The organism is Bradyrhizobium genosp. SA-4 str. CB756, from assembly GCF_000473125.1.
Lineage (GTDB): Bacteria > Pseudomonadota > Alphaproteobacteria > Rhizobiales > Xanthobacteraceae > Bradyrhizobium > Bradyrhizobium arachidis.
This window is the reverse complement of the sequence record NZ_KI421499.1, coordinates 4,451,351-4,471,086: the sequence shown is the minus strand read 5'-3', so window position 1 is coordinate 4,471,086 and position 19,736 is coordinate 4,451,351. Positions and strand designations below refer to the sequence as shown.

The following is a 19,736-nucleotide window of genomic DNA, read 5'->3' as shown; positions in this document are numbered from 1 at the left end:
TCCAGTTCAGGACTGCAGGTCGAGGCGCGCGAGCAGGTGCCGGTCCAGCAGCACGATCTGGCGCTGGGTGTTGCCGATGAAGCCGAGGACGCCGATCTCGTGCAGCCGCGACAAGGCGCGGGACACGGTTTCCAGCGTCAGGCCGAGATAATCGGCGATATCGCGCCGCGACATCGGCAGCGCCATGACGTCGGATGCGGAGAGGCGCTTGTCCATCTCCAGCAGGAATGCGGCCACCCGCTCCAGCGACGTCTTGCGGCCGAGCAGCAGCATGTGATCCTCGGCGTGCTGGAGGTTGGTCGTGGTCATGCTGAGCAGGTTCCGGGCGACCATGGCGTCGCTTTCAGCCACCATCTCCAGGCTTTGCCGCCGGACCAGCCGCACCGTGGTGTCGACGATCGCTTCGGTGGTAAAGCGGTGCTCGCCGCCGTTTTCCAGCCCGAAGATGTCGCCGATGAGGTGGAACGCGCCGATCTGCCTGCGACCGTCCGACAACAGCTTGTAACTTCGCACCGCACCCGACTTGACCTGGTAGACGTATTCGGCGGGCTCTTTCTCGCCGTAGATTTCGCTACCTTTTCTGTAGGAAAATTCGCTTAAATTGACCAGTGCATTTGAATCGCTGGTCATGCCGAGGTCGCGGAGGGAATTGGGGCGCGGTGCGGAATCCGTGGTGATGCGAACAAACATAGGCCAACTCCTCAGCTTGTCGCCGAATTGGTCTGTGAGGCTAACTATTTTCGCAGCCGGAATGCGCCGCGCTATCCCACTCCCGCTGAAGTTGATTTTCGACCAAGGCGGTATTTCAATCCATTGTCCCTAGGTCCATTGTACCAAGGGACAACATGATTGCCCGGGTGCACAGGATGAGAAAGCATTGCGTCCTTCAAATTTGACTCATCGCGAAGCAGACATTTCAATCCTCAAACGGATGAAGACTGATTTGTAGAGTGAGAAGACCATCAGCGGTCTTCAATGCAAGAGGTGGTAGGTGCCAGGCCTCGTTCACGTGGTCGACGACGATGAATCCTTTCGGACGGCGATCGAGCGTCGGCTGAAGCTGGCGGGCTATGAGGTCGCGACCTATGCGTCGGCGAAGGAACTGCTGGATGCCGGGCCGGACGACGAGCAGGCGAGCTGCATCCTGCTCGACGTGCGGATACCGGGATTGAGCGGCCCCGACCTGCAGACTCAATTGGTCGCATCGGGCTCGACGCTGCCGATCATCTTCCTGACCGGCTTCGCCGACACGCCGACCACCGTGCGGGCGATCAAGGCGGGCGCGGAAGACTTCCTGACCAAGCCGATCTCCTCGGAGCAGTTGATCGACGCTATCGAGCGCGCGCTGGCGCGCCAGAGCGTCGCGCGTGCGCATCGCGGCAGGCTGGAGACATTTCGTGTCCACCTGGCGACGCTGACGCAGCGCGAGCGGCAGGTGTTCGATCTCATCGTGCGCGGCCGGATCAACAAGCAGATCGCGCACGCGCTCGGGACCACCGAACGCACCGTGAAGGCGCATCGCCATCAGGTGATGGAGAAGATGCAGGTCCATTCGCTTGCGGAACTCGTTTCGATCGCGGAGCGGCTCGGAATGCTCGATGCGAATGGCGATTAACTGATTTGTCGCCACGGACTGCACAGTTTCCCTGGTGTGACTTCCCGAAGGGACAATTGAAAACCCGTCGGCACGGTGCTGCGATGCAGGTGCGGAACCTGCAGCTTTTTGCCCGATGCGAGGGGAAGGCCGGGTCATATCGCCTTCAGCCACAGGGCCATCACCGTTGATGCCGCCTGAGAGGTCGCCGTGCCGACGCACCAGTCCGTCTTCATCGTCGATGACGATCCGTCCGTCCGGACGAGCATGTCGAGGCTGCTCCGCGCGCACGGTTTCGTCGCCACGCTGTTCGAGTCCGCGGGCGCCTTGCTCGACTACGGCGGATTGGAGCGGGCGATTTGCATCGTGCTCGACATCAACCTAGACGGGAAATCCGGCATCGAGCTGCGCCTGCGGCTGACGGAGAGGGGTGTGACCGCGCCGGTCATCTACATCACCGGAAACGACAGTCCGGCGAACCGCACCGCGGCGATCGCATCGGGCTGCGTCGCCTATCTGACCAAGCCGTTTTCCGCCGAATCCCTGATCGAGTCGGTAACGCGCGCGGCTACGGCTTAGGGCCTCGAGCGCTCACTCGTCGACATACTGTTCCAGCGTCTTCGCCGGCGCGCCGCTGCGGACGGACGCGAACTGCTCCAGCGGCACCGAGGTCGTGAGGGCCAGGAGATTCGAATCGACCAGCTCGAGCGTCAGCGCCTTGCCCGATGCCAAGTCCTTGACGGTGTTAGGCGACGCCACGTCGGCCGCGATGCAGAGATTGGTGGCACACCAGGTGTAGGGCACGCGGAACGGCGTGCCCTGGTCGATCGTCAATTTGGGCGGCTGTTGCAGGTACATGCCGACGGGCACGAACAATTGCAGCCGGGCGATGGGAGCATCCTCGCGCTCGATCAGGTCGACGCGCACCGCGGTCTGACCGGTCGGGAATTTGCCCGTGATCGAGGTCCGGCACAGCGTCGGCGCCCCGCCGGCCTTGAAGCAGAGTTTTTGCCAGTCGCCATAGGTGATGTCCTTGGCTTCGCGCTGGCCGCGCGTTGCAAACTCGGCGGGCTTGTCGGCCTGCGCCGTCTTCTGTGCGGCGATGCCGGAGCTTGTCGCGGTGGCGATGACCGCAAACGTCAAGAGACCGGAGAGACAATCAATAGGGCGGGGCATGGTCGCGTCTCCGAAATGTGAGCTCATTTCTGCGCATCGAGGAACTTCGTCACCAGCGGCGACCAGAGCGGGATCGCATCCGGAGAGCCGATGAAGAAATGGCCTTCATTGCCGAACGGCGGCATCAGATGATATTCGGCGCGCCCGCCGCTGGCGGTGAAGGCGGCGTACATGCGCTTCGACAGCTCGGGCCCGAAGAACGTGTCGTTCTCGATGTAGATCCACAGCATCGGCACGCGCGAGGTGCGGCCGAAATCCGCGGTCGCCTCGACCAGCCTGTCGGGCGCGCAATTGTTGTTGGGCTTGCCGCCGACCCGGCCGCCGCGCCCGGCGGCGAAGATGATGACCGCCTTCACCTGCGGCGGGTTCACGCTCGACAGCGCCATAGCGGCCCAGCCGCCGGCGGACTGGCCGACCACGATCACGTCCTTCGGGATGATCCGCTTCTCGGCAGCCAGGAAGTCGATGATCCAGAGATCGACCTGCGCGACCGCAAGGCCGGCATCATGGAAATTGGGATTGGTGCATTTGCCGATCTTGGAGAAGAACGGGCCGAACAGCGCGCGATCGGGAACGTCGATCGCCTGCGCGCCATAACCGCTGCCGACCGGCGCCACCACGAGATAGCCGCGCTTTGCGAACCATTTGGCGGCATCGCGGAATTCCACCAGCGGAAAAAAGCTGCGATCCCTCGGAATGAGCGACACGCCGTGATTCATGATCACGAGCGGGAACGGGCCGTCGCCGACCGGGCGCACCAGGTAGGCGAACATCGGCAGCGGCAGCGGGAGCGCCCAGATCTCCTCCTGGAGGCGGATCTCGTCGTCGGCGCGCGCGGGCAATGCGGCGAGGAGAAGGACGAGGAGGGTGATCGCGAACGAGCGCAGAATTGCAGGCAAGCGATGCATCGCGCCCTCCTTCATCCTGAAAACGTCGCGGCCACCACGATCGGGCCGAGCACCGTCAGCACGACGTTGCCGATCGCATAGGGCACGGCGACGCCGAGCACCGGCGTCTGACTCTCGGCGACATCGCAGGCGCCGGTGACGGCAGCATCGACTGTCATGGCGCCGGCGAGCGCCCCGCAAGTCACGACCGGGTTCATGCGCAGAACGTAGTAAGCGACCAGCGTTCCGACCGTCATCGGGATCAGCGTGACGACGATGCCCATGCCGACCAGCAGCAGGCCGTGGGCCTGGATCGCCGACCAGGCGGCAAGACCGTTGCCGAGCCCGACCGCGGCGATGAAGCCGCCAAGGCCGATGTCGCTCAAGGTCTGCTGCGCCGCCGGCGGCATCGCGCCCAGGGTCGGCTTGCGCGAGCGCAGCCAGCCGAAGACGAGACCCGCGATCAGCGCGCCGCCGCCGCCACCAAGCGTCAAGGCGACCCCGCCGACCTTGACGCTGGCAAGGCCGGCCAGAAGGCCGACGGCGATGCCGGTGGCAAGGAAGGCGATGTCGGTCCGGTCGCCGGCGTTGAGCGCGTGGCCGACCTGCACTGCGGCCCGCGCGATATTGCCGGTGCTGCCGACCAGCGTCATGACATCGCCGACATAGACGCGCGTGTCGGGCCCGAGCGGCACCTCCCGGCCCATCCGCGTGAGGGCGCGCAGGAACACGCCGCGTGCGCTGTCGCCGACGATCTCGGCGACTTCGCGGATCGAGCGGCCGTGCAGCTTGCGGTTCTCCACGATTACCTCGATGACGTTACCCGGCAAGCTCTTCAGCAGCTCGTCGGCGTCGATCTCCTCGCCGATCACGGGCTCCGCCGCGACGATGGCCGCAGTCGGGCCGGTCAGGACGACGTCGTCGTTCGCTTCGAGCACGGTGTCGCGGTGGGGCGCGATGTCGGCGCCGCGGCGGACGATCCGCTCGACGATGGTGCGGCGGCCGATCTCCGTCTCGATGGCCTCGACGGTGCGGCCCGTGGCGGCCGAGACGCGATAGGCGCGGGCCTGGAATTTGCGATAGGAGAGGTTGTCCGTCTTCGCCGGCGCGCCGCCGGCAAGCTGCGCCTCGAGCTTCTTCGCCTCCGCCTTGAGATCGATCCGCATCAGCCGCGGCGCGACGAACGGAACGAACAGCAGCGTCAGGATGTAGCCGAGCACATAGGTCACGGCATAGCCCGCCGCGATATGGGCTTCCTGCTGCTTCAACACATCGGCGGGCAGGCCGAGCTGCGCCAGCGCGCCCGAGGCGGTGCCGATCACTGATGATTGCGTCAGCGCGCCGGCGGTGAGGCCTGCGGCCGTTCCGCTATCGAGCTTGAACGCATAGGCGAAGATCAGCACGAGCACGAGACCCGTCGCGCCGATCACCAGCGCCAGCACGACCTGCGCCAGGGTCCGCACGCTCAGCGAAGCGAAGAATTCCGGTCCCGACCGGTAGCCGATGGTGAAGACGAAGAGGCTGAACAGGATCGCCCGAAGGATCGGCGGAAACGCGAAGCTGCCGAGCTGTCCGATCAGGACGGCGACGATCAGGATGCAGGCGGTGGTGCCGATCGAGAAGCCGCGAATCCTGATGCGGCCGAGGATGGTGCCGATCGCAATGGCCAGCAACAGGAAGATCTCCGGTGCGGTGGTGATGATCCACCTGACGGTATCCATGGTCGCATATCCCCGGCGCGTTGCCGCGATTTGATTGGCCGCCCGGCGGGATTGCTTGATCCAGATCAAGCCCGGGCGGGGACGAGGCGGGGCCTATGACGTGATGAAGTGTTTGCGCCAGCCCTCATTGCCGACATGAGCACTCTGGACGTCGCTGCCGGCGCGGTGCGCCGCGATGAAACGGTCGAGATCGTCATGCTGCTCGCCTTCGCCGGCGGCTATATCGACGCCTATACCTGGATCATCCACGGCGTGATGGCGAATGCGCAGACCGCCAATGTGATCCTCCTCTGGGTCTATGCGATGGCCGGCAATTGGGCGCAGGCCCTGCATTTCGCGGCGCCGATCATGGCCTTCACCGTCGGCATCGTGATCGCCGCCTGGCTGCGCCGTATTGCCGGGAATCGGGCCGGCGCACTGAGTATCCTGATCGAGATCCTGTTCTTGATCACGATCGGAATCCTGCACAACCGGCTACCGGATCTCGCCGGAACGCTCGGCATCTCCATGGTCGCGGCGATACAGGCGGCGATGTTCGTCAAGGTCGAGGGCAACGTTTGCAGCACGGTGATGATCACCGGCAACATGCGTCAGGTCGTCGAAAACATCTTCGCGGTCGTCTACGGCGGAGCGCCGCTCGGGACGCTGCGCAAGTCGGCGATTTTCTTCGCGCTGTGTGCGGTGTTCGGCTGCGGCGCGGCGGCCGGGGCCTTTGCCACCGAGACACGTCCCAAGCTCGCGCTGGGTATTCCGGTGGTCGCGCTACTGATTGTCCTGCTGCGTTGCGAGGCAACGCCACGTGAGGAGGAGGGGCGATGAGCACACCGTCCAATCCGACCTGGACGCGGTTCTTTCCGCCGGCCGAATGGCTTGCAACCTATCGGCGCGAATGGCTGCCGTCCGACGCCGTCGCCGGCATCACGCTTGCCGCCTACGCCATTCCGGTCTCGCTCGCTTATGCGGCGCTCGCCGGGCTGCCGCCGCAAGTCGGCGTCTACGGCTACCTGCTCGGCGGTATTGGCTATGCCCTGCTCGGGGCGTCGCGCCAGCTCGCGATCGGCCCAACCTCGGCGATCTCGCTGATGATTGCCGCGAGCGTCGGCGCGCTCGCCGGAGGCGATGCGGTGCGCTATGCGCAGATCGCAAGCCTTGCGGCCTTTGCCGTGGCGGTGCTGTGCTTCATCGCCTGGCTGTTCAAGCTCAGCGTGCTGGTCCGTCTCGTCAGCGACAGCATCCTGGTCGGCTTCAAGGCGGGGGCCGGGCTCACCATCATCATGAGCCAGCTGCCGAGCCTGCTCGGCGTTCCCGGCGGCGGCCACAATTTCTTCGATCGCGCCATCAAGCTGGCCGGGCAGCTCGGCGCCATCCATCCGCTCGTGCTCGGCATCGGCGCCGTCGCGCTGTTGCTGCTGCTCCTCGGTGAACGGCGCTTGCCGGGCAAGCCGGTCGGGATCACCATCGTTGCGCTCGCGATCATTGTGGCAACGGTGCTCGGCCTCCCCGGTCTCGGTGTGCCCGTTACCGGGAAGATACCGGAGGGGCTGCCGGCGCTTGGCGTTCCGACATTCGGCCTGCTTGAGTTCGACGATCTGTTTCCGCTCGCGGCAGGTTGCGTGCTGCTGGCCTATATCGAAGGCGTATCGGCGGCCCGCAGCTTCGCGGCCAAGCACGGCTATCCGCTCGACGTCCGCCAGGAATTTCTCGGCCTGGGCGCGGCGAACCTCGCCGCCGCGTTCGGCCATGCCTATCCCGTCGCCGGCGGTCTGTCGCAATCGGCGGTCAACGACAATGCCGGCGCACGCACGCCGCTGGCGCTGGTGATCTGCTCGGTGGCGCTCGGGCTGTGCCTGCTGTTCTTCACGGGACTGTTGACCAATCTGCCCAAGGCGGTGCTGGCGGCCATCGTCTTCGCCGCCGTCTACAGGCTGGTCGATGTTCGTGCGCTGCTGCGCATGTGGAAGGTCAGCCGGATCGATTTCTACGCGGCGGCGATTGCCCTGGTCGCCGTGCTCCTGCTCGGTATCCTCCAGGGCGTCCTGCTGGCCGCGATCGCGTCGATCTTCCTGCTGCTGGCGCGAGCCTCGCGGCCGAACGTCGCGTTTCTCGGCCGCTTGCCCGGCAGCGGGCGTTATTCGGACAGCGCAAGGCATGAGGACGTCGAGCCGCTGGTCGGCATCATCGCGTTCCGTCCCGAGGCGTCGCTGCTCTACATCAATGCAGAGACAATCCTGGACACGGTCTTGGCCGCGCTCCGGAGCTCGCCGGGCATCCACCTCGTGGCCTGCGACCTCTCGGCCTCGCCCTACATCGACCTGGCGGGAGCGCGGATGCTGCACGAGCTCCATGACGAGCTTGCGTCGCGCAAGGTGACTCTCTGCATCGTCGGCGCGCATGCGCAGCTCCGCGATCTCCTGCGGGCCGAGGGGCTGGCGCAGAAGACCGACAGTGACCAATGGCTGCGGTCGCTCGACAGTCTGCTCGGCAGTGATCAGGCGGCGAGTGCGCAACGCACGGGCTGACGCCGTCCTATTGCGATGCGAACGGAAGGCACCGCCCGTCAGAATGCACGGGACCGTTGACTTGGATCAATGGAGCAAGCGGCGCCGCACTCACGATCCCGCATCACCTTCGCCCCAGGAATTGGGAGAGACCTATGTCCAGAGAGCCCAAGGCCGCGCAGAAGCGCATTGACCAGTTCTTTTCCGGACCCGGCGCGCGGGCAGACGACTGGCGTGACCTGGTCGAGGCCGCGAAGACCTGGGCTCGGGTGGGCAATCGCGCGGCCTTCGACGCAGCGCTGGCCGAGCTCTCCGTCACCGAGGAGTATCATGGCTATCCCGGTCTGCAACTGATGGCCGCGCTGCGGGAAGCCGCGGCCGCCGGCGACGGGCCGACCTCGTTCGCGCTGGCGACCCGCATCGCGCAGGCGCTGTCGACGCGATCCTTCCGCCAGCATGCCGGCGACTGGAGCGCGAAGGACGATGGCAATGGCGACGTCGCCGAGCTGGTGCCGCCGACCTTCGGCGCGCACACCGCGCGCCGGCCCTATTTCGAGACCCTGATCGTGACAGGCGTGTCGTCCAGCCAATGGCCGGCACTGGCGGCCGAATGGCGCAAGCTGCGGCGGCCGGTCGATGCGTTCGTCTATGAGCCAGTGATCGTCGGCAGCCTGGAAGATGCCTTCTGCGCGACCATGCTCAACCCCAACATCGCCGCGGTCATCATCAACGAGGGCTTTGGCCTGCGCTCGCGGCACGATGCGCCGGTGCTGCGTTCGATCACGGCTGCGGCCGGAATCAATGATGAATCCGATGCTTCCGCGCTGCGGCTCGCCCAGATCATCAAGCGCGTCAGGCCCGAGCTCGACCTTTACATGATTTCGAACCGCGACGTCGAAGAGCTTGCGGGCAATCCGGAAGCCAACGTCGTCCGCCGCATCTTCTATTCGGTCGAGGAATTGCTGGAGCTGCATCTGTCGATCCTCGAAGGTATCCAGGATCGCTACGACACGCCGTTCTTCGACAATCTGAAGAAGTACGCGCAGCGCCCGATCGGGACGTTCCACGCGCTCCCGATCGCCCGCGGCAAATCCATCTTCAAGTCGGACTGGATCCGCGACATGGGCGAGTTCTACGGCCCGAACCTGTTCCTGGCCGAGAGCAGCGCCACCACCGGCGGCCTCGACAGCATGCTGGAGCCGACCGGCAACATCAAGAAGGCGCAGGAGAAGGCGGCGAGGGCGCTCGGCGCCGATCGCGTCTTCTTCGTCACCAACGGCACCTCGACCTCGAACAAGATGGCGGTGCAGGCGCTGCTGGCGCCAGGCGACATCGCAATCGTTGACCGCAACTGCCACAAGTCGCATCATTACGGCATGGTGCTGGCCGGCGCCCAGCCGCTCTATGTCGAAGCCTTCCCGATGACGGAATATTCGATGTATGGCGCGGTGCCGCTGAAGACGATCAAGCAGGCGCTGCTCGCTGCCAAGGCCGACGGTCGGCTCGACCGCGTCAAGATGCTCGATCTCACCAACTGCACCTTCGACGGCCACATCTACAACACCCGCCGGGTGATGGAGGAATGCCTCGCCATCAAGCCCGACCTGATCTTCCTGTGGGACGAGGCCTGGTTCGGCTTCGCGCGGTTCTCGCCGTTCCTGCGCCGCCGCACCGGCCTTGGCGCCGCCAACGAGATCGAGGCCTGGATGCGCGACCCCAAATCGGTCGCCGCCTATGAGAAGCAGCAGGCCGAGCTCGGCAAGAACCCGTCGGACGAGGTGCTGCTCAAGGCCCGGCTCATTCCCGATCCCAGGCAGATTCGCCTGCGCGTCTACCAGACCAACTCGACCCACAAGTCGATGTCGGCGATCCGGCAGGGCTCCATGCTTTCGGTCAAGGACGTCGAATTCCACACCGTCGAGCAGCAGTTCAAGGAAGCCGTGTTCACCCACGCCTCGACCAGTCCGAACCAGCAGCTGATCGCCAGCCTCGATATCTCCAGGCGGCAGATGGAGCTGGAAGGCTATGGCCTCGTCGCCAATGCGATGGAGATCGCCTTCGCCATCCGCCAGGCGGTCAACAACAATCCGCTGATCTCGAAATATTTCCGCGTGCTCAGCGCCGACGCCATGGTGCCGGCGCAGTATCGCCAGAGCGGCTTCACCGATTATCTCGCGGCCGGCGTGAACTGGGTCAATACGCTCAAGAGCCTCGACGAGGACGAGTTCTGTCTCGATCCGACCCGCATGACGCTGGTGTGCGGCATGGCCGGCTATGACGGTACCCAGTTCAAGGGCATCCTGGCCAACGAGTACAACATCCAGGTCAACAAGACCTCGCGCAACTCGGTTCTGCTCCAGTCCAACATCAACAATACCCGCAGCGACGTCGCGCATCTCGTGCGCGTCCTCGCCGAGATCGCGGGCGAGGTCGATCGCGCCCTCGCGCAGGGCGGCGCCAACGCGAAGAAGACCTTCGAGGCGCGGGTCAAGAGCCTGATGACCGATGTGCCCGACCTGCCGAACTTCTCGCACTTCCATCCGAGCTTCCGCGGCGATGCCGGCAGCAAGACCAACGAAGGCGATATCCGCACCGGCTTCTATGCCGCCTATGACGTCGCTGGCTGTGAGCACATCCGCCTCAACGATCCCGAGATCGATCGGCGCCTGAAGGCGGGCCCCGAACTCGTCTCGGCGAACTTCGTGATCCCGTATCCGCCGGGCTTCCCGATCATGGTGCCCGGTCAGGTCATCACCCAGGAGACCATCGACTTCATGCGCAAGCTCGATGTGAAGGAGATCCACGGCTACGACGCCAAGGAAGGGCTGAAGCTCGTGCGCACGGAAGCCTTGGCGAAGCTCGGCCGGCCGAAGCCTGGTGCGCAGCCCAAGCTCAAGGCCGCCTCATAGGACTTGGAGGGGACGACCATGCACGCGTTTTTCACGTTCCTCCAGCAGAACCCGTATCTGCTGCTGTTCTTCGTCGTCGGTCTCGCCGTCTATATCGGCCGGGCCAGCATCAAGGGTTACGGCCTCGGTATGGTCGCCGGCGCCATCGTGGTCGGCGCCGGCCTGTCGGTGTGGGCCTCCACCTATGGCGTCAAGCTCGAGCTGAACAATTTCGCCAAGAGCCTGTTCTACTATCTCTTTATGTACGGCGTCGGCCTGCGCGTTGGCCCGTCCTTCATCAACAGCCTCAGGGGCGACGGACTCAAATTCTGTCTCCTGGCCGTCGTGTCGAGCGTGATCGGCCTCTCGCTTGTCGTCATCGGCGCCAAGATGTTCTCACTGCCGCCCGGCGCGGCCGGCGGCATGCTGGCGGGATCGCAGACGATGTCGGCGGCGATCGGTTCGGCCGAGCAGGCGGTCACCTCCGGCGTCGTCAAGCTGCCTGCCGGGATGAAGCCCGAGGAAGCCTCCGGCATGATCGCGCTGTCCTACGGCATCACCTACATCTGGGGCACCGTCGGCATCATCCTGATCTGCAAATATCTGCCGCGCTGGTGGGGCGTCGATGCCAAGGCCGCCGCCAAGCAGTATGAGACGGAATTCGGCGTCAAGGATCTCGAAGGCGGCGGCCTGACCGGCTATCGCCAGTTCGGCCTGCGAGCCTACCGGCTGGAAAACCCGGCGACGGTCGGCATGACCATCGCCAAGTTCCGCGCGATCAATCCGGAATACCGGATCGTCAATGTGGGGCGCAACGGCGTGCCGCAAGGAGCCGATCCCGAGTTCGTGCTGCAAAAGGGCGACGTTGTCGCGCTCGGCGGCGCGACCGAGCACCTCACCGAGAAGATGGGCCTGATCGGCCCGGAGGTCGCCGATGCCAAGACGCTGGGCATTCCCATGGACCAGGCGGAGATTCTCGTCACCAACAAGGAGATGGTGGGACGCACCTTCGAGTCCTTCCGCGACACCGCAATCGCCGGCCAGTTGCAGGTCACCAAGGTCGAGCGTGGCGGCGTGCAGATTCCGGCCGGTCTCAAGACCAAGCTGGAGCGCATGGACATCGTCTCCGTGGTCGGCCTGAAGTCCGCCGTCAACGAGCTCGGCGAGATGTGGGGCCGCATCGCGCGGGCCAACACCTCGACCGATCTGCTCACGCTCGCCGTCGGCATGATCGTCGGGTTCCTCATCGGCATGATCGAGTTCCCGGCGTTCGGTGCCAAGATCGGTCTCGGCAATGCCGGCGGCCTGTTGCTGTCCGGTGTGATCGTGTCCTCGGTGGTGTCGCGGCTGCGCTTCTTCGGCAATACGCCGAACGCGGCCCGCAACGTGCTGGAGGATCTCGGCCTCGTCGTCTTCGTCGCCATCGTCGGCGTCAACGCCGGGGCGGGTCTGCTGGCGCAGCTCACCGGTGCGGTGGCGCTGAAGATCTTCCTCGTCGGCTTCATTGCCTGCACCATCCCGCCCTTCATCGTCTGGGCGATCGGCTACCACGTCTTCAAGATCAACCCGGCCGTGCTGATGGGCGGCGTTGCGGGCGCGCGCTCGCATTCCGGCCCATGCCGCGAGGCCGCGGTCGAAATCCAGAGCTCCGTGCCGTGGATCGGCTTCCCGGTCGGCTATGCCGTCTCGGGCATCCTGCTCACGGTGTTCGGTTACTTCGCGATGATCCTGGCTCAATAGGGGAAAGAAAACGTCATGAGAAAATTGACCTTCGGTGCCGTCCTGGTTGCCTCGCTGGTGGGTGTTGCCGGCTTCAGTCCGCCGGCGAGTGCGGAGACCGGCCAGGTTGCCGTTGTCTTCACCAAGGGCGGATTCATCGTCGGCGTCGGCGGCGGGGAGGGCGTTCTGGTTCTGAGGGGCAAGAAATATCCCTTCACCGTCTCCGGCATGAGCGTCGGCTTCACGGTCGGGGCGTCGACCACGAAGTTCGTCGGCCGCGCGCTCAATTTGAGGGGGCCGGCGTCGATCGAAGGCTCTTATGCAGTGGGCGGCGCCGGCGGTGCCGTCGCAGCGGGCGGAGGTGCCGTGCAGTTGCAGAACGCCAATGGCGTGATCCTGCAGCTCAGCGGTCCCCGGGTCGGGGCGGAAGTGTCGGCGGCGGTCGGCGGCGTCACGATCAAGCTGAAGTAGCTCCGGGAGGAGGGCGCCAAGGCAAACGGGCTGCGTCACCGCAGCCCGTTTCCCATTTCAATCCATACGTTTCAGTATCGTTCCTCGACGAACTTCAGTCCGCGCAGGCTCGCCTGGTCGTTGTAGCGTCCCTTGTGCGACCGCGGCGGCAGCTTGATCTTCTCGCGCTTGACCTTCTTGTATGGGATCGTTCTCAGGATGTGCGAGATGACGTTCAGCCGCGCGCGCCGCTTGTCATCGGAGCGGATCAGCCGCCACGGCGCATGCTTGGTATCGGTCGCCTCGAACATCATGTCGCGTGCGCGGGAATAATCGTACCAGCGCCCGAACGACTCGGTGTCCATCGGGCTCAGCTTCCATTGCCGCAGCGGATCCTCGATCCGCGCCGTGAAGCGGCGTTCCTGCTCCTCCATCCCGACCTCGAGCCAGAGCTTGATCAGGACGATGCCGGCGTCCACGGCGAACTTCTCGACCAGCGGACACAGTTCCAGGAAGCGCTTGTGCTCGGTCGGAGAGCAGAAGCCCATGACATATTCGACGCCGGCGCGGTTGTACCAGCTGCGGTCGAAGATCACGATCTCGCCGCCGGCGGGGAACTGCTCGATATAGCGCTGCAGGAAGAGCTGGGATTTCTGCCGGTCAGAGGGCGCGGGCAGGGCGCAGACACGGAACACGCGCGGGCTGACCTTTTCCGTCAAGGCCTTGATGGTGCCGCCCTTGCCGGCGGCATCGCGCCCCTCGAAGATGATGATCACCTTCAGTTTCTCAGCCTTGACCCATTCCTGGAGGTGACACAGCTCGACCTGGAGCTTTTCGAGCTCCTTCTCATAGTCCTTCCGCTTCATCTTCTCGGCGGGGGCGTGCTTGTTCTCGGCGCGGGCGTCCATGGCCATGCCTGTCCTTTCGCTGTTGCGAGCGCTACTCGTCGCCCCATGAAATCGTCACGCCGATGTCGCCGGGCATGCCGCCCGGAAAATCGATGATCTGATAGGCGATGCGATAGCCGCGCGGCTTCAGATAGTCGGTCCAGAGCTGGAAGATCTCCTTGGGGATGCCGGTCAGCGTGTTCTCCCAACCTTTTTCCATCTGATTGATGGCGCGCCCCTTGTCGGTGCAGAGCGTATTGGGGAAGCGATACACCAAGACCTCGGAGAGACCGTTTCGCACCGCACGCTGGATGATGGTCGAGGCGAGCTTGATTTTCTCCTCCTCGGTCTTGCCGGACGGCTTGCTCAGGCGCTCGATCAGGGCAAGCTTCTCGGCCTCCGCTGCGGCGGCGAGGCGGACATATTCTTCCGCCTTCTGGGCTTCCTTGAGAGCGGCTTCCTTGCGGATTTGCGTGGCGTTTGGAATGAGATCGTCGAGGCCGGGCATGGCTGCGGCTCCCTTTCGGTGTGCAATCGGCATGTCGCGGACGCTAGGTCCGGTAGCCGGCATTCCCTTGATTCAAATCAAGCAAATTGGGAAGCTGCCTGAACACAGTGCCGCAAGTGCACGTTCGCTGACTGGGAGAGACGCTTGAGCGACCAGCTTCATCCGATGGCCCCGCACCATCTACCGTTCTATCTCGCGCCGGGGAGCGGGACCGACACCCTGATGGTGGTGATGGGCGTATTCCTGATCGGCACCGTACTCTGGGTCGGCACGCTCTATTGGAAGCTGCACAGCCTGCCGGAGCGAATGGCGCACAAGTCGCAGAAATTGCAGTTCGAATTGGTGGCGGTGCTCGGCCTGATCTCGCTGTTCACGCACATGCATATCTTCTGGGTTGCAGGCCTCTTGCTTGCGCTGATCGATATCCCCGATTTCGGAACGCCGCTGCGCAGCATCGCCGATTCCGTCGAGAAGATCGCCGACGCGACGCCGGGCCAGGACGAAGCGCTGATGGAGGCCGGTCCTGCGCCTGCTCCGGCGGACAAGCCGGACGTCGCCAGGAAGGAGCGCAGCCATGCTTGAGCTCATGATCTGCTCCCTGGTGACGATCCTGCCGGATTACCTCTACCGCCGTTACGTCCAGGGCAAGCGCTTCGGCAAGGAGATTACCTTCTTCTCGGTCTGGTACGAGCTGCGCTGGGGCATCACGGGATGCCTGATGCTGACGGTGTCGCTGATCACCATGATCTTCTATTTCCATCCCTCCACATCGAGCGCGACGCTTTATTTCCGCACCGTGCCGGTCATGCCGGTCGGCGTCGCCGGCCGCGTGGCTGAGGTGAACGTCGGCTTCACCCAAGCGGTGAAGAAGGGGGACGTGCTGTTCAAGTTGGACGGTGCCAAGCAGCAGGCGGCCGTCGAGACCGCCAAGCGAAAGATTGCCGAGGTCGATGCATCGACAGTGTCAGCGAAGGCCGACGTCGTGAAGGCCGAGGCGCAGATCGGCGAAGCCAAAGCCAACCTGCAGCAGGCCAAGGATGAGCTGGACGTCAAGAGCGAGCTGCAGCGTCGCAATCCCGGCATCGTGCCGCAGCGTGACATCGATAAGCTGCAGGTGCTGGTAGACCAGCGGCAATCCGGCGTGGACGCCGCAAATGCAGTCAAGGAATCGGCGGTCTTGCGCGTCTCGACGCTGTTGCCCGCCGAGAAGGCCAGCGCCGAGGCCGCGCTGGCTGAGGCGGAGGTGCTTCTGGATCAGACGATCATTCGCGCTGGCGTTGACGGGCGGGTCGAGCAATTCCTGCTGCGCACCGGTGATGTCGTCAATCAGCTGTTGCGCCCGGCAGGGGTGCTCATTCCGGATGGTGCCGGTAGAAACATCCTGCAGGCCGGCTTCGGTCAGATTGAGGCCCAGGTGATGAAGCCGGGTATGGTCGCGGAGGCGACCTGCATCTCCAAGCCGTGGGTTATCATCCCGATGGTGATCACAACGGTGCAGGACTACATCGCCGCCGGTCAGTTCCAGGGCGGACAGCAACTGCTCGAGGCCCAGAACGCGGTGAAGCCTGGTACGATCCTCGTATTCCTGGAGCCGCTCTACAAGGGCGGGCTGGAGGGCGTCACGCCCGGCTCGAGCTGCATCGTCAATGCCTATACCAGCAATCACGAGGAAATCTCCGCCAAGGACACGCCGAGCGGCCGGAAGTTCGCGCTCCACGTCGTCGACGCCACCGGCCTCGTCCACGCGCTGCTGCTGCGCATCCAGGCCTTGCTGCTGCCGATCCAGACGCTGGTGTTGAGTGGGCATTGAGCTCGCGGGAGGGAATCTCGAAATGAACTTGCGCAAAATGATTGCGTTCGGTGCAATCCTGCTGGCTTCGCTGCTTGAGACGTCAGGCCGCGCCGATGCACTCGACCTCAACGGCGCATGGGTCAGCGATGCCGACAATTGCACAAAGGTGTTCGCGCGTAACGGCACCCAGATCGGATTCACCGACATGTCGGATGTCTATGGCGGCGGATTCATCATCAACGGCGACCAGATCGTCGGCAAATTTGCGCGCTGCCGGATCAAGGCCAGGAAGGACAACGGGCCATACGTCAACATGGTCGCGGCATGCGCGACCGACATCATGCTGTCGAACGTCCAATTCAGTCTCAGGGAGTTGGATGCCAACAGCCTCATTCGGCTGTTCCCGGGCATGGATGACATCGAAATTCGCTATCACCGCTGCACGACGAAATAGCGATAACGTTCGTCACAAGGGCGTGGATGGGGGCGACCGCTTGCGCCGGTGCCCTGTCCGTGTCCCGCAATTGCCGCTAGGATTGCCCGGCAAGCAGCCGTTCGGGCGCTGCGGGGATTGGAGCATGAGCGGGCGCATGTCCACTGACGCGGTCAGGCCACGGCACGCAGCGGCTGCACTCCTTTGTCTTGCCCTGCTCGTTGCCGCGTGCATGTCGCTCGCGCCGGCCGCTGCGGCCGAGCGGAGCCTGCGCGGCGAGCTCAAGCGCGTGCTGCTGCTGCATTCCTTCGGCCGCGAATTCCGGCCGTGGAGCGAGTTCGCGCGCAGCATCAAGGCCGAGCTCGAGCAACAGTCGCCGTGGCCGCTCGACATCCAGGAGCACGCGCTGCTCACGGCGCGCTTCAACAATCCCGGTCCCGAGGCGCCCTTCGTCGAATATCTGCATTCGCTCTACCAGGGCGCCATGCCCGACATCGTCTTGAGCATCGGCGCGCCTGCCGCCCGGTTCGCGCAGCGATACCGCGCGCGGCTGTTTCCCGACACGCCGCTTATTCTGTCCACGGTCGAGCAGCGGCTGGTGAATCGCGCCGATCTCACCGACAACGACGTCGTCATCGCGGTCCGCAACGATTTCATGGCCGCATTCGACAACATCTTGCAGCTCTTGCCGGACACCAGGACGATCGCGATCGTGATCGGCGCCTCGCCGCTCGAGAAGTTCTGGGTCGAGGAGGTGAAGCGGGAGCTGAAACCCCTGGGCGAGCGGGTCGAGCTCGTCTGGTATTCGGACCTGCCGTTCGAGGAGATCCTGAAGCGCGCAGCGAAGCTGCCGCCGCACACCGCGTTGTTCTGGGGGCTGATGTCGGTCGACGCGGCCGGGATCGTCCACGAGAGCGACATCGCCCTGCGCAGCCTGCATGCCGTCACGAATGCGCCGATCTTTTCCTACCAGGACCCATTCTTCGGCGGCAGCACCGTCGGGGGACCGATGCATTCGGTCGCGGAAACGAGCTCCAGAACCGTGAGCGCCGCGATCCGGATTCTCGGCGGCGAGAAACCCGGAAACGTCAAATACGAGCCGATCGGCTTTGCGCCGCCGCGATATGATTGGCGGGAATTGCAGCGCTGGGGCATCAGCGAGAGCCGTCTGCCTCCCGGCAGCGAGATCCTGTTTCGCGAGCCGAACATCTGGGAGCGCTATCGCTGGCAGATGTTGCTGATCACGGCCGTCTTCCTGGTCCAGGCGGGTCTGATCAGCGGCCTTCTGCACGAGCGTCGCCGCCGCCGGTTCGCCGAAGTGGAATCGCGCCAGCGCCTCGCCGAGCTCGCGCACGCCAACCGCTATTCAGCCGTCGGCGAGCTGACGACGTCGATTGCCCACGAATTGAACCAGCCGCTCGGCTCGATCCTGACCAATGCCGAGACGGCGGAGCTCATGCTCAAGAACCCGTCGCCAGACATGGACGAGATCCGGCAGATCCTCGCCGACATCAGGCGCGACGATCAGCGGGCGAGCGAGGTGATCCGCAGGCTGCGCAGGGTGCTGAGGAAGACGCCGTTCGAGGTCGGCGAGATCGAACTCAACGACACGGTGCGCGAGGCGATCGGCCTGGTGACGGCCGTCGCCGATGGACGCCGGATCGTGCTGACCTACACGCCTGCTCTGACGCTTTTGCACGTCAGGGGCGACCCGGTGCAGCTCCAGCAGGTCGTTCTCAACCTGATCATCAATGCGATGGATGCGATGTCCGATGCCGGCATGAAGAAGCGCGAGGTCCGCGTGACGACGGTGCGCGCCGGCAGCTACGCCGAGATCAGGGTTGCCGATACCGGTCCGGGGATCGCGTCCGCCGATCTCGGCAGTGTCTTCAACCCGTTCTTCACGACCAAGCCGGAAGGCATGGGGATGGGGCTTGCGATCGTCAAGACCATCGTCGAGGCCCATCACGGCACGATCCGCGTCGAGAACCAGCCATGGGGCGGCGCGCAGTTCACGATCCGCCTGCCGCTGCTCGACTGACGGCCGGTATCTTGATCTCGATCAAGCCTTGGGGCCTGGCGAGGCCGTTTCCTTTCGCCGCTGCGCCATGACCGGGGCGGGGGCGGGCAGGGATCGGGGTGGTGGGTGGCGATGAGACGCCGTGAGTTCATGTCGCTGATCGGCGCGGCGGCTGCGTTTCCGGTGCTGGCGAGGGCGCAGGACCGGCTGCCGTCCGTCGCTGTCCTGACCGGCAATGTCCCGGGCGATACCGGCGCGCAGATGCGGGTCGATGCCTTTCAGCAGGGCCTTGCCGACCGCGGCTGGATCGCCAACCAGAACTACCGGCTCGAGGTGCGCTGGCCGGGCCCGAGCCCGGCACGGCAGCAGGTGGAGGCGCGCGAGCTGATCGCCGGCGCGCCGGACGTGCTGCTGTCGACCAGCACCGGAACGACGCGCGCGCTGCGCGACGCCACGCAGAACATTCCGATCATCTTCGTCGGCCTGTCCGATCCCGTCGGGACAGGCCTCGTCGTCAATCTGGCGCGGCCGACGGACAATCTCACCGGCTTTTCGCTCTATGAGCATTCGATGAGCGGGAAGTGGCTGAGCCTGCTCAAGGACATGGCACCCGGCATGACCAGCGCCGCGCTGCTGTTCAATCCGGACTCCTCTCCTTACGCGCCGTTCTATCTTCAGGCTGCGCATCAAATGGAAAGCCGTCTCGGCCTTCAGGTCACCGGCGCCAGCGTTCGCAGCGGGCCTGAGATCGCAGCCGTGATCGAGGCTGCGGCGCGCAGCGGCGGCGGCCTCGTCGTGCTGCCGGACGGCGGCTTCTTCGGACCGCAGAGCCAGATGGCGATTGCTCTCTTGGCGCAGCGCCGCGTGCCCGCGATCTTCGCCGTCCGCTTCTACGCGGTGAACGGCGGGCTGATGTCCTACGGCGCTGATCTCACCCAGCAGTTTCGCGATGGGGCAGGTTATGTCGACCGCGTCCTGCGCGGCGCGGAGATCCGCACATTGCCGGTGCAGTTCGCCACCAGGTTCGAGCTCGTCATCAACATGAAGACCACCCATGCCCTCGGGCTGACCGTTCCGAACCGGCTGCTGCTGGATGCCGAGCTGATCGAATGACGCGCCGCCGCAACGGCGCACGCGCGCCGTTTCGTTGATCTCGATCAATA

General features: G+C 64.7%; 18 protein-coding genes. 12 read left to right on the top strand and 6 right to left on the bottom strand.

Annotation, left to right across the window (positions count from 1 at the left end):
* Positions 1-6: 6 nt before the first annotated feature.
* Positions 7-690 (bottom strand): helix-turn-helix domain-containing protein, encoded by a 684-nt coding sequence (locus BRAGE_RS0121955; RefSeq protein WP_027559025.1) that lies wholly within the window; start codon positions 688-690, stop codon positions 7-9.
* 301 nt (positions 691-991) lie between these two features.
* On the opposite strand from BRAGE_RS0121955, the gene BRAGE_RS0121950 reads away from it, so the two are divergent.
* Both BRAGE_RS0121950 and BRAGE_RS0121945 read left to right on the top strand, forming a co-directional pair.
* Positions 992-1,615, top strand: coding sequence for a response regulator transcription factor (locus BRAGE_RS0121950; RefSeq protein WP_027559026.1), 624 nt, complete (start codon positions 992-994; stop codon positions 1,613-1,615).
* Positions 1,616-1,804: 189 nt separating this feature from the next.
* Positions 1,805-2,173, top strand: coding sequence for a response regulator transcription factor (locus tag BRAGE_RS0121945; RefSeq protein WP_027559027.1), 369 nt, complete (start codon positions 1,805-1,807; stop codon positions 2,171-2,173).
* 12 nt (positions 2,174-2,185) lie between these two features.
* Here BRAGE_RS0121945 and BRAGE_RS0121940 read toward each other — a convergent pair whose 3' ends face one another.
* From BRAGE_RS0121940 to BRAGE_RS0121930, 3 genes are read right to left on the bottom strand one after another with little or no spacing between them, the layout of a single operon-like run.
* Positions 2,186-2,770 carry an invasion associated locus B family protein gene (locus BRAGE_RS0121940; RefSeq protein WP_027559028.1) on the bottom strand — a complete coding sequence of 195 codons (585 nt, stop codon included), beginning with the start codon at positions 2,768-2,770 and terminating at the stop codon, positions 2,186-2,188.
* Positions 2,771-2,793: 23 nt separating this feature from the next.
* Positions 2,794-3,678 carry an alpha/beta hydrolase family protein gene (locus BRAGE_RS0121935; protein WP_027559029.1) on the bottom strand — a complete coding sequence of 295 codons (885 nt, stop codon included), beginning with the start codon at positions 3,676-3,678 and terminating at the stop codon, positions 2,794-2,796.
* A gap of 11 nt (positions 3,679-3,689) precedes the next feature.
* Entirely contained in the window at positions 3,690-5,378 is a 1,689-nt protein-coding gene (locus tag BRAGE_RS0121930; RefSeq protein ID WP_027559030.1) for an aspartate:alanine exchanger family transporter, read from the bottom strand.
* Positions 5,379-5,513: 135 nt separating this feature from the next.
* Between BRAGE_RS0121930 and BRAGE_RS0121925 the strand changes: the two genes are divergently transcribed.
* The 5 genes from BRAGE_RS0121925 (at position 5,514) to BRAGE_RS0121905 (ending at position 12,954) form a co-directional block, all read left to right on the top strand.
* Positions 5,514-6,197 (top strand): YoaK family protein, encoded by a 684-nt coding sequence (locus BRAGE_RS0121925; RefSeq protein WP_027559031.1) that lies wholly within the window; start codon positions 5,514-5,516, stop codon positions 6,195-6,197.
* The gene (locus BRAGE_RS0121920) at positions 6,194-7,897 is read left to right on the top strand and encodes a SulP family inorganic anion transporter (protein WP_027559032.1); all 1,704 of its coding nucleotides are present in this window, start codon (positions 6,194-6,196) and stop codon (positions 7,895-7,897) included. The genes BRAGE_RS0121925 and BRAGE_RS0121920 overlap by 4 nt, the downstream gene beginning before the upstream one ends.
* 134 nt (positions 7,898-8,031) lie before the next feature.
* Positions 8,032-10,785, top strand: coding sequence for a decarboxylase (locus BRAGE_RS0121915; protein ID WP_027559033.1), 2,754 nt, complete (start codon positions 8,032-8,034; stop codon positions 10,783-10,785).
* An 18-nt stretch (positions 10,786-10,803) separates the two neighbouring features.
* A complete protein-coding gene (locus BRAGE_RS0121910) occupies positions 10,804-12,504 on the top strand; it encodes an aspartate:alanine exchanger family transporter (RefSeq protein WP_027559034.1) in 1,701 nt (566 codons plus the stop codon).
* 15 nt (positions 12,505-12,519) lie between these two features.
* The gene (locus BRAGE_RS0121905; RefSeq protein WP_027559035.1) at positions 12,520-12,954 is read left to right on the top strand and encodes a hypothetical protein; all 435 of its coding nucleotides are present in this window, start codon (positions 12,520-12,522) and stop codon (positions 12,952-12,954) included.
* 71 nt (positions 12,955-13,025) lie between these two features.
* On the opposite strand, the gene ppk2 is transcribed toward BRAGE_RS0121905, so the two are convergent.
* Both ppk2 and BRAGE_RS0121895 read right to left on the bottom strand, forming a co-directional pair.
* On the bottom strand, positions 13,026-13,847 hold the full coding sequence (ppk2, locus tag BRAGE_RS0121900; protein WP_231164319.1) for a polyphosphate kinase 2: 822 nt from the start codon (positions 13,845-13,847) through the stop codon (positions 13,026-13,028).
* 25 nt (positions 13,848-13,872) lie between these two features.
* Positions 13,873-14,328 carry a hypothetical protein gene (locus BRAGE_RS0121895; protein WP_027559037.1) on the bottom strand — a complete coding sequence of 152 codons (456 nt, stop codon included), beginning with the start codon at positions 14,326-14,328 and terminating at the stop codon, positions 13,873-13,875.
* 165 nt (positions 14,329-14,493) lie between these two features.
* On the opposite strand from BRAGE_RS0121895, the gene BRAGE_RS0121890 reads away from it, so the two are divergent.
* From BRAGE_RS0121890 to BRAGE_RS0121870, 5 genes are all read left to right on the top strand, one after another.
* Positions 14,494-14,910 carry a hypothetical protein gene (locus tag BRAGE_RS0121890; protein ID WP_035729965.1) on the top strand — a complete coding sequence of 139 codons (417 nt, stop codon included), beginning with the start codon at positions 14,494-14,496 and terminating at the stop codon, positions 14,908-14,910.
* Positions 14,903-16,138, top strand: a complete 1,236-nt coding sequence (locus BRAGE_RS0121885; protein ID WP_027559039.1) for an HlyD family secretion protein — start codon at positions 14,903-14,905, stop codon at positions 16,136-16,138. The genes BRAGE_RS0121890 and BRAGE_RS0121885 overlap by 8 nt, the downstream gene beginning before the upstream one ends.
* Before the next feature lie 22 nt (positions 16,139-16,160).
* The gene (locus BRAGE_RS0121880) at positions 16,161-16,574 is read left to right on the top strand and encodes a hypothetical protein (RefSeq protein WP_027559040.1); all 414 of its coding nucleotides are present in this window, start codon (positions 16,161-16,163) and stop codon (positions 16,572-16,574) included.
* Positions 16,575-16,710: 136 nt separating this feature from the next.
* Positions 16,711-18,594 (top strand): sensor histidine kinase, encoded by a 1,884-nt coding sequence (locus tag BRAGE_RS0121875; protein ID WP_231164320.1) that lies wholly within the window; start codon positions 16,711-16,713, stop codon positions 18,592-18,594.
* Between the two features lie 111 nt (positions 18,595-18,705).
* Complete coding sequence (locus BRAGE_RS0121870; protein WP_027559042.1) at positions 18,706-19,686, top strand: ABC transporter substrate-binding protein; 981 nt, start codon at positions 18,706-18,708, stop codon at positions 19,684-19,686.
* Positions 19,687-19,736: the final 50 nt, after the last annotated feature.

Coding starts and splice junctions, on each gene's coding strand:
- BRAGE_RS0121870 (WP_027559042.1), top strand. CDS start 18,706: ATGAGACGCCGTGAGTTCATGTCGCTGATCGGCGCGGCGGCTGCGTTT.
- BRAGE_RS0121920 (WP_027559032.1), top strand. CDS start 6,194: ATGAGCACACCGTCCAATCCGACCTGGACGCGGTTCTTTCCGCCGGCC.
- BRAGE_RS0121940 (WP_027559028.1), bottom strand. CDS start 2,770: ATGCCCCGCCCTATTGATTGTCTCTCCGGTCTCTTGACGTTTGCGGTC.
- BRAGE_RS0121880 (WP_027559040.1), top strand. CDS start 16,161: ATGAACTTGCGCAAAATGATTGCGTTCGGTGCAATCCTGCTGGCTTCG.
- BRAGE_RS0121915 (WP_027559033.1), top strand. CDS start 8,032: ATGTCCAGAGAGCCCAAGGCCGCGCAGAAGCGCATTGACCAGTTCTTT.
- ppk2 (WP_231164319.1), bottom strand. CDS start 13,847: ATGGCCATGGACGCCCGCGCCGAGAACAAGCACGCCCCCGCCGAGAAG.
- BRAGE_RS0121905 (WP_027559035.1), top strand. CDS start 12,520: ATGAGAAAATTGACCTTCGGTGCCGTCCTGGTTGCCTCGCTGGTGGGT.
- BRAGE_RS0121925 (WP_027559031.1), top strand. CDS start 5,514: ATGAGCACTCTGGACGTCGCTGCCGGCGCGGTGCGCCGCGATGAAACG.
- BRAGE_RS0121895 (WP_027559037.1), bottom strand. CDS start 14,328: ATGCCCGGCCTCGACGATCTCATTCCAAACGCCACGCAAATCCGCAAG.
- BRAGE_RS0121885 (WP_027559039.1), top strand. CDS start 14,903: ATGCTTGAGCTCATGATCTGCTCCCTGGTGACGATCCTGCCGGATTAC.
- BRAGE_RS0121910 (WP_027559034.1), top strand. CDS start 10,804: ATGCACGCGTTTTTCACGTTCCTCCAGCAGAACCCGTATCTGCTGCTG.
- BRAGE_RS0121935 (WP_027559029.1), bottom strand. CDS start 3,678: ATGCATCGCTTGCCTGCAATTCTGCGCTCGTTCGCGATCACCCTCCTC.
- BRAGE_RS0121875 (WP_231164320.1), top strand. CDS start 16,711: ATGTCCACTGACGCGGTCAGGCCACGGCACGCAGCGGCTGCACTCCTT.
- BRAGE_RS0121955 (WP_027559025.1), bottom strand. CDS start 690: ATGTTTGTTCGCATCACCACGGATTCCGCACCGCGCCCCAATTCCCTC.
- BRAGE_RS0121890 (WP_035729965.1), top strand. CDS start 14,494: ATGGCCCCGCACCATCTACCGTTCTATCTCGCGCCGGGGAGCGGGACC.
- BRAGE_RS0121930 (WP_027559030.1), bottom strand. CDS start 5,378: ATGGATACCGTCAGGTGGATCATCACCACCGCACCGGAGATCTTCCTG.